Raw genomic sequence first — 8,765 nt, 5'->3', positions numbered from 1 at the left:
GAGCAACGCTCTCGTAAAGCGTAGGTAGTCGGTTCAAGTCCGATGTCCGGCTCCAGAAAATCACAAGGGGTGCGATATAATTATCGCACCCCTTGTTTTTTTGTAATCGGAGCCTCCACAATCATCCCTATCCGATGGGCTCCCCTGTGGCGAACGAGGGTTCGTGCAGGGGGATGATGATGTCCGCCCTTTCCTTGATATCCTTGACGATATCATAGGCCTCATAGGAATTGATATTCGTTCCCGGCGGGATGACCTCCATCTCCATGCCCGTGATGGCCGGCGGTGGGAAAAAATTCTCCGTGATCAGACAGAATCCCGTGATCACGGCCGTTCCCTTGGCCGTTTCCACGAACACGCTCATTCCGCCGGGTGTATGGGCCGGGGTATGGACCATGCGGATACCCGGCACGATCTCCCGGTCCCCGGTGAGCACCTCAATCTGCCCGTTGTCCTCTACATCCTCGATATAATCCTCCAGATACCTGAAATCCAGGGGGTGGGGATCGTGGATGTGTTCGAGTTCCTTCTCATGCACATAGAACCGGGCGTTTTCACACTTGTAATCGTTTTCGCAATGGTCGTTGTGCAAGTGGGTATGGATGACGATGTCGATATCCTCGGGGTTTACCCCAAATTTTGCCAGTCCGTCCTCAAAGGTATATATCTTTCCCCCGATGGCCGTCTCGCGTTCCTCGGACCGGATGGGATGCATTTCCCCGGTGTCCACCAGAATCTTCTTGTCCCCGCCTTCCAGATACCAGGAATAGATGGGAATGGTGAACGGCTTGCCATAGTCATGCTGATACGTCATCATCCCCTTGTCGAATTGCTTGGTGCCAAGGACAATGGGATGGATACGATAAACACTCATGATTCGCTCCTGGTTATTGTTCTCAACCAAATTCATTGTGTAATACGCGGTTTTGAAGCGGACGCACCGTTTTTCCCGGAGGTTGGAAAACGGGCAGGCACGGGGGCCGGCCCCTACGGGCATTGTTACCCCTTACATCTTAACCGTTTATCCCCGCCACCGCCTCCACCTCGACCAGCCCCCCCTTGGGCAGTCGCGCCACCTGTACACAGCTCCGGGCCGGATACGGCTCCGCAAAAGAGTCGGAATACATCCCGTTGACCACGCCAAAATCGTTCATGTCGGCCAGGAAAATGGTCACTTTGATCACATCCTCCATGGTCCCGCCGGCTTCACGGACAATGGCCTCGACATTGCCGAGGGCCAGCCGGGTCTGTTCTTCGATCCCCTTTCCGAGGTTTCCGGTGTGCACGTCGATGCCAAGCTGTCCCGAGATGAACAGGAGATTACCGGTCATGACCGCCTGTGAATAAGGACCGATGGCTCCGGGTGCATTTTGCGTAACGATGGGTGTACTCATGATCGACTCCTTGTGGTTGATATGCGGGAAATCGTACCCAGACCCTCTTTATTTTTGGGAGTATACAGGATAGGAGATCCGCTTTGTGCGCGGGTTGCTGTCCGTATCCGTGCGAGCAAGCCATAGAATCAAGCAGATGGAGTGAAAACGTGACCTCGAAAGGAAAACAAAAACAGCGGAAAGCACTGGAGCGACGACTCCGTAAAAAGGCCAATGCCATCCCGGCATTGGACGGCCTTGGTGAATATTTTCAAGAATTTCTTCTCAGATCTGTGTACATATACAGTCTACGGCATGGTCAGAAAAGTATTCCTGAAGTAACGGCACGCATCAAGACCCTGGTCAACGAAAAAAAATTGGACAAACTCGCCCTTCTGCTCGGCGTTGACAAGATGCCCCTGGAAAAGGGGCAAATTTTGGCGTACCGGGCCATGGCAACCAAGGACACCGCCCAAGCGAAGCAACTGGTGCTCAAGGCAATGGAGCAGGATCCTTCCAATATCGACGCACGTATGTGGCAGGCAAGGCATGATTTCGAAACCTCTAAATTTGATCCTGCTCAAATTCAGGCAAGGATGCAAGCGATCGTCGATCTCGGCACCCAAATGCACGGCCCGGAAATCGAAAACCTGGCGGGCAGGGTGCACGAAATACCCATCGCACGGCCCTACCTTCGGGCATTGAATTCGCTGTTTACCACCTTGATCGATTGCGAAAAATTCCAGGACGCTCTACCGGTGGGGCAAAAACTTCTTTCCCTATGCTCTCCGGACAAGTTTGATATCGGGGATCGGGTGGAGACGCTTGAGGCACACGTTGGGGGTTTTGCGCCGGGCAAGGGTGAGCAGGATGACCTGATTGACCGGGAGGAGCAGATTGCCCCTGCCGAGCGCGATGAGCGGGGACAATGGGTGGACGATGCGGCGACTGCCGGGGCACCGGAGCTGTCACCGGAACGGGTCGAGATTTTCCGGGAACTTTCCGAACTGCTTGAAGGATTCTGCTACAGCCGCACGGATGCCCCCTTCACCCCATTGGCCCTGGAGGCCGCCAACCGGTTGTGTAGGGATGCATCATGCCCGGTCCACAGGGGCAAACGCGAGTCCTGGGCCAGCGGGATTGTCCATGGTCTGGCCCAGGTCAACTCAATGCTTGGTTCTGGCGGAGGGGGATTGATCCAGCCGGTCGATATCCACACCCATTTTAAGGTCTCCTCTTCCACCACCAGCAAAAAATCCGCCCAGATCAAAAAAATCCTCGACATGCAGCCCGACAATCCCGATTGGCTGATCGGAGCATAGCCGGGTTCTTCCCCCATTGATCAAAGAAACCATGAAAAAAAGGCTGCAGTAGCTATCTTCTGCAGCCTTTTTTTCACGGTCACGAAAGGTCATGGCCCCCTTCCGGACCAATACGGGCCATCAAGCAGCGACCAACTCTTTGACCGTATCAAGGAGTTTGACGATATCCATGGGCTTGGCAACGGTCGCGTCGGCACCGAGCTTGTCGGCCAATTTGAGGTAGGACTCGGGACCGATGCGTGCCCCGCCCGAAATGGCTACAACCTTGAGACCGGGCTGCTGTTTTCGAAGACGCAGCATGAGTTCGAGACCGTCCATATCCGGCATGACCACGTCGGTGATGATCAGGTCGGGTTTTTCCCGACCAAATTGTTCCAGGGCTTCGAACCCGTTCGAAACGACATCTACCCTGTAGTCCTCGCGTTCCAAAAGCTCGCTGAGCATCATACGGATCTGGGGATCGTCATCGATGATGAGTATATTTGTCATGCGTGTCACTCCTTGCCATGCGTCTGCAAAAGCTTGCGCATCGCGCGGGTCAATTCCTGAGAGGTATAGGGCTTTTTCAATATCATGACCAACTCCCTGTCCACGGTCTGGTTCAGATCCAGCGTGGGCATATACCCGGAACACAATAGTACCGGCACCTCGTTGGTCACTTCAAATATCCGTTCTGTCAGTTCCCTACCATCCATGTGCGGCATGGAAAAATCTGCCACTACAATATCGAACCGTTGCGGGTCATCCCTGAAAATTTTCCATGCCTGTCGGCTATCCGTGGTTGCCGTAACATCATATCCGAGAAGTTCCAACATTTCCTGCGCAATATATACCACGTCCTCCTCGTCGTCCACAAAAAGAATACGTTCCCCCCCCTCTACGTTCTCGAGGTTTGGCTCCTCCACCTCAATGTGTTCGCCTTTTTTTTCCGGAAAAAACAGGGTAAACTGCGATCCCTTGCCGGGTTCACTGGTTACATGGATGATGCCTCCCATACGGGTGACGATACTGTGGACCACGGGCAGCCCCAGTCCCGTTCCCTCTCCCGGTTCCTTGGTGGTGAAAAAGGGATCGAAAATCCGTTCCCTCACTCCACGGCTCATGCCGGTACCGGTATCCCGTACCTGGAGGCATACATAACCGGTCCTCTCCGGTGAGAGATGAAAAGTTGTGTAATCCTCAGAGGTTGCCGACCTGACGATCACATGCAGTTCCCCCCCGCTTTCCTTCATAGCATGCCCGGCATTGGTGCACAGATTGATGACGATCTGATGCAGCTGTCCGGCATCGGCAAGAACAGGGTTCATGGTCCGGGCAATGTCGCGTCGAAGAACAACCTTGGAAGGCAGAGAAACTTTGGCCAGATCCAGGGCCTCCTCGACGATTGTCGGCACATGGACGGATACAGCCGAATCCGGATCATCCTTGTGCGCGCTGTATGTGAGGATCTGTTCGACCAGTTCCTTGGCCCGCTTCACTCCGAGAAGAATCTGGTCAAGATAGGTATGGGAACGGGAATCCCTGGCCACGTCTAAACCGACCAGCTGAGTGAATCCGGAAATAGAAGTAAGTATATTATTGAAATCATGAGCAATGCCACCGGCCAGAGAGCCCAACGCCTCCATCTTGCGGGAGAGTTGCAGCCTCTTGTCGATTTCCACCTTCTCGGTGATATCGCGACGAATGCACACGGTGTTGACCACATTGCCGTCCTGATCCGTGACAGGAGTGATCATCACGTCCAGAATCACGCTCCCCCCGTCCGGCAGCTGGTTGCGGCACCGTTCGTTCCAGGAGGATCCTGCGGTCACGGTCTGTTTGGCCTGTTCCGCCTGCCTGGGATCATCGAACAGATCGTCGAAACCTCGCACCGACCCGGCCTTGCCGTCCCCGGTCGAGAAAATCCGCTTCATGAATGCCGCGTTTTCATAGACAATATTTCCTTCCGGACCCATGAGCACGACATCCTCCCCCAGCTGTTCGATAGCGGAGGTGAGCATGACGCCTTTGGCTTCAGCAGCCTTTCTCTTACGTTGTTCGTCCTCCAGCGCTGCGAGCATGGCATTGAGATTCTTCCCCAGTCTACCGAGTTCATCCTTCCCCGAGATGGATATACGCCGGGAGACATCTCTGTGCCCGGTGATGGAACGAACATCTGCGATAATCCCGTTCAAACGCCGTAAAACGGACCTGTCCAGGATGAGCAAAACGATCCCGAGAAACACAAGACTGATAAAGACAAAAAATGCGATCACGTACATCACTGATGTTGAGCCCTGCAGTGATATGGACCTGTCAAGATCGACCCGCAACAAGCCTGCAGGTCGCTGAAAAATATCGCGCAACAGGATGTATCCCGAGGCATCCCCGGAAGATACATACTCAATCAACGTATCCTTGGGGTCCGACCCGAGCATCTTCCCCGCAGGGGTATGCGAAACCCGATCAAAAACGTCAAGCGAGTCCAAATGGATCGGAATTTCGAGCAGTTCCGAAAGCACAGCCACTTGCCCGGCATTGAAAAACCGTCCGGTGACAAATATCCCTCGAGGCGTCTGTTTTTCGGATGAATCAAGAATGGGGCATGCCGCAAACATGAAAAGCATTCCGTCTTCCAAGCGGAGAAAACCATGACGGCACGATACGTCGCCGCCAAACCAGTCGATAAAGATCTTGCTCTGCAGCGCTTTTGAAAGATCGGCAGGAAACCGGATCTCCTTGTGGCGTTTGAGATCGTACGTTTTGGCAAATCTGACTGTACCGGAAAGATTCATGAAGATCATGGCATTGACGTTCAATGTCTGCAAAGAATCAAAACCCAGATTCCCCACGATATAGTCCCGATCCAGATCCTTGACAAAGGAATAGGTCGCATCCCAGCTTCCCCAATCCCGTCCGACCTTTTGCAAGTCCTCAAATTCGCTATCCAGGGCATTCTCGATGCGTTGGAGACTCGTCCGGAACTGGACGTGCTCGATGTCGAGAAACCGTTCATAGATGACCGAGCGGAAAAAGGATACGCAAACGACAACCAAAAAGAAAAAAGTGATTGAAATGATGATGAATGTTTTAGTACGAACCTTCATGGTCTTTGTGTCCGGCTTGAGATGATGACCCGGGGGGAAACCCTGCCGAGATCCGCCGAGTTTCCCCCCTCTTCTGCGTGGGGCTGCACTAGCGGATCATGTCTGACAACACCCCCGGAACCACAACCAGTCTGCACGCAGCCCCAACAGATATCAAGCCATTTCAATCACTTTATTCCGACTCGCCATCTTCCGGCTCATCACCTCAGGGTTTCACCCAGAACCACATCCACCGCCACCACCCCGACCATGCGCGTCCCCTGCATGATCACCGAGGAGACCGTCACGCAGGGATTGCCGGTTGCAACGGATTCATACACATCCGAGACCACGAGTCCCTTTTCCCGTGTGGCCGCAATGAACCAGGGACGGTTCGACCAATCCCGGCCGTATGCCCTTATGTCCCTATCCCTCTCATGACCGGGCCTGGGGATATTTGATATGCATTGAACACCGTGGGGGTCTGTGAATATCGTGGCCCCGGCAGACAGAGAGCATATCCTGCATGCAGGAACCAACGGGCCGGAATATTGTCTGACCCAGACCGGACCGCACGAATTGCGTATCAGAACCAGAAAGGGAGACATCAGAGATGTGGTGGTTACCGAAGCCGTGCTCAACGGATCGGAACGTAAAGTGGTCTCACTGCTGGATATCAGCGAACGCAAAAAGGCCGAACTCATGCTCCGCCACCAGGCCTTTCACGATCCGTTGACCGATCTTCCCAACAGATTCCTGCTCTTGGATCGCCTCGAACACGCCATCAGACGTGCCAAACGGGGCAACAACCATTTTGCAGTCCTTTTTCTGGACATGGATCGGTTCAAGCTGATCAACGACAGTCTCGGTCACGTTGCCGGCGACAGACTGCTGGAACACATGGCAACCAAAGTCAGATCCTGCCTGCGGGAAGAAGACACGCTGGCCCGGTTCGGCGGGGATGAATTCGTCGTCCTGGCCGAAGATCTTCGCGATCCTCCGCAGCCTGTGCGTATTGCCCAACGCATCCTCGACGGAATCAAGGGACTTCGCGTCCAGATCGGCATTGATGATTTCGGAACCGGATATTCCTCCCTGAGCTATCTGCACAGATTTCCCGTGGACACCCTGAAAATCGACAGGTCCTTTGTTATGGGGCTGGACTCGGACAATGAGAATGCCAAAATTGTCAAAACGATCATTTCTCTGGCCCACGCCCTGGGGCTCAATGTGGTGGCCGAGGGCATCGAGTCGGCCGATCATCTGGAAATGCTCGACGCCATGTGCTGCGAGTACGGGCAGGGGTATCATTTCTCCCGCCCTGTTCCCGCACGGCAGGTTTTGAGGATGCTCGGGGGGTCGTAACAACCATCCAGTCCCCACAACCGACCTCCCACCGACCCTGCCCGTGTTTTTCCTTGCCCTTGAACGGGGTGCGGGCTACAGACCAAGGCCACGTCGGCAGTGCCGGGAGACACCGAGCCGGATCGGTCTGCCTCCCGGTACTGCTCCATCACTATCATTCCTAACGACAAGGCCGTATCATGCGCAGAAACATCGAACACGTCGGATGGGGACAACTCAGCTATGAAATCAGGGGGATCGTTGCGGTTGCCCATGAACTTCGCAGAATGGGCGTCTCCATCACCTGGGAGAACATAGGAGATCCCATTGAGAAAGGAGAGAAACTGCCCGTCTGGATGAAGGACATCATCAAGGAACTGATCGACGAAGACAGGACCTACGGGTATGTGGCAACAGAAGGTGTCTGGGAAGCCCGGGAGTTCCTGGCCGAACAGGTCAACAGACGCGACGGGTACAGGATCACCCCCAATGACATCGTCTTTTACAACGGTCTTGGGGACGCCGTGGCCAAGATTTTCGGATTCCTGCGCAGGGAGGCCCGGGTCATCGGTCCCTCACCCGCCTACTCCACCCACTCTTCGGCCGAGGCCGCCCATTCCGGCTACGACCACCTCACCTACGAGCTCAATCCGGACAACCATTGGATGCCCGATCTCGAGGATCTGGAGAACAAGGTCAAATACAACGACTCCATTGCCGGCCTTCTCCTGATCAATCCGGACAACCCCACGGGTGCGGTCTACCCCAGGGAGATCCTGGAAAAGATGGTGGATATCGCCAGACGTTATGATATTTTTGTTATCTGCGATGAAATCTACGCCCACATCGTGTTCAACGGGGCCGAGACCTGTCACCTGAGCGAGGTCATCGGCGAGGTTCCGGGCATGGCCCTGCGCGGTATCTCCAAGGAATATCCCTGGCCCGGCGCCCGGTGCGGCTGGATCGAGGTCTTCAACCAGGACAAGAATCCGGCCTTCCAGAAATACATCGCCAGCCTCCTGAACGCCAAGATGCTCGAGGTCTGCTCCACCAGCCTGCCCCAGTACTCCATCCCCCGGGTCATCGGCGACCCCAGGTACCTGGACCATCTCGAATACCGCAAAAAGATATTCGAGGACAGGGCCAACGAGGCCTTTGAGATCATCAACTCCTACGACTACATCCACGTGACCCGGCCCCGGGGCGCCTTCTACATGGCGGTCCTGTTCGACGACGATGTCTTGAACGACCGTCAGTATCTCGAGGTGGCCAACCAGGAGATCAAGGATTTCGTGGAGGAAAAGGTCGAAAACGTGGCCGTTGACAAACGGTTTGTCTACTACCTCCTGGCCTCCGAAGGCATCTGCGTGGTCCCCCTGAGCGGCTTCTGCTGCAACCGCAAGGGTTTTCGCATCACCCTTCTGGAGACGGATGACGAAAAACGACGAAACACCTGGCACCGCATCGGCAAGGCGGTGAAGGCATATGTGGAGTCGAGTGAATAAAGGTTGTAAGGGGTAAGGATTGCAGGGGTCCGGAATCGAGATCACCCGTAGGGGCAGATTCCATATCTGCCCTTGATGCGACAGAGAAAAACGGAGACGGGAGACGGGAGACGGAAAAACGGAGACGGGAGACGGGAGACGGAAAAACGGAGACGG

Annotated in this window: 8 protein-coding genes; 3 read left to right on the top strand and 5 right to left on the bottom strand. The window is 54.7% G+C overall.

Features of this window, described 5'->3' with window-relative positions; genetic code table 11:
* Nucleotides 1-127 precede the first annotated feature (127 nt).
* Together ACY692_RS13095 and ACY692_RS13090 are read right to left on the bottom strand one after the other, a co-directional pair.
* Nucleotides 128-874 carry an N-acyl homoserine lactonase family protein gene (locus ACY692_RS13095; RefSeq protein ID WP_462325823.1) on the bottom strand — a complete coding sequence of 249 codons (747 nt, stop codon included), beginning with the start codon at nucleotides 872-874 and terminating at the stop codon, nucleotides 128-130.
* 139 nt (nucleotides 875-1,013) lie between these two features.
* On the bottom strand, nucleotides 1,014-1,394 hold the full coding sequence (locus ACY692_RS13090) for a RidA family protein (protein WP_462325822.1): 381 nt from the start codon (nucleotides 1,392-1,394) through the stop codon (nucleotides 1,014-1,016).
* Nucleotides 1,395-1,543: 149 nt separating this feature from the next.
* Between ACY692_RS13090 and ACY692_RS13085 the strand changes: the two genes are divergently transcribed.
* On the top strand, nucleotides 1,544-2,695 hold the full coding sequence (locus tag ACY692_RS13085) for a DUF6398 domain-containing protein (RefSeq protein WP_462325821.1): 1,152 nt from the start codon (nucleotides 1,544-1,546) through the stop codon (nucleotides 2,693-2,695).
* Nucleotides 2,696-2,815: 120 nt separating this feature from the next.
* Here ACY692_RS13085 and ACY692_RS13080 read toward each other — a convergent pair whose 3' ends face one another.
* The 3 genes from ACY692_RS13080 to ACY692_RS13070 form a co-directional block, all read right to left on the bottom strand.
* A complete protein-coding gene (locus ACY692_RS13080) occupies nucleotides 2,816-3,184 on the bottom strand; it encodes a response regulator (protein ID WP_462325820.1) in 369 nt (122 codons plus the stop codon).
* A 5-nt stretch (nucleotides 3,185-3,189) separates the two neighbouring features.
* Nucleotides 3,190-5,781 carry a CHASE4 domain-containing protein gene (locus ACY692_RS13075; protein WP_462325819.1) on the bottom strand — a complete coding sequence of 864 codons (2,592 nt, stop codon included), beginning with the start codon at nucleotides 5,779-5,781 and terminating at the stop codon, nucleotides 3,190-3,192.
* 200 nt (nucleotides 5,782-5,981) lie between these two features.
* Complete coding sequence (locus tag ACY692_RS13070) at nucleotides 5,982-6,368, bottom strand: PDC sensor domain-containing protein (RefSeq protein WP_462325818.1); 387 nt, start codon at nucleotides 6,366-6,368, stop codon at nucleotides 5,982-5,984.
* Between ACY692_RS13070 and ACY692_RS13065 the strand changes: the two genes are divergently transcribed.
* Both ACY692_RS13065 and ACY692_RS13060 read left to right on the top strand, forming a co-directional pair.
* A complete protein-coding gene (locus ACY692_RS13065; RefSeq protein WP_462325817.1) occupies nucleotides 6,256-7,125 on the top strand; it encodes an EAL domain-containing protein in 870 nt (289 codons plus the stop codon). The genes ACY692_RS13070 and ACY692_RS13065 overlap by 113 nt on opposite strands.
* Nucleotides 7,126-7,304: 179 nt before the next feature.
* Nucleotides 7,305-8,609, top strand: coding sequence for a pyridoxal phosphate-dependent aminotransferase (locus ACY692_RS13060; RefSeq protein ID WP_462325816.1), 1,305 nt, complete (start codon nucleotides 7,305-7,307; stop codon nucleotides 8,607-8,609).
* Nucleotides 8,610-8,765 lie beyond the last annotated feature (156 nt).

The organism is Desulfoplanes sp., from assembly GCF_054921335.1.
The sequence above is the reverse complement of the archived record's forward strand: the minus strand, read 5'-3'. Positions and strand labels throughout refer to the sequence as shown.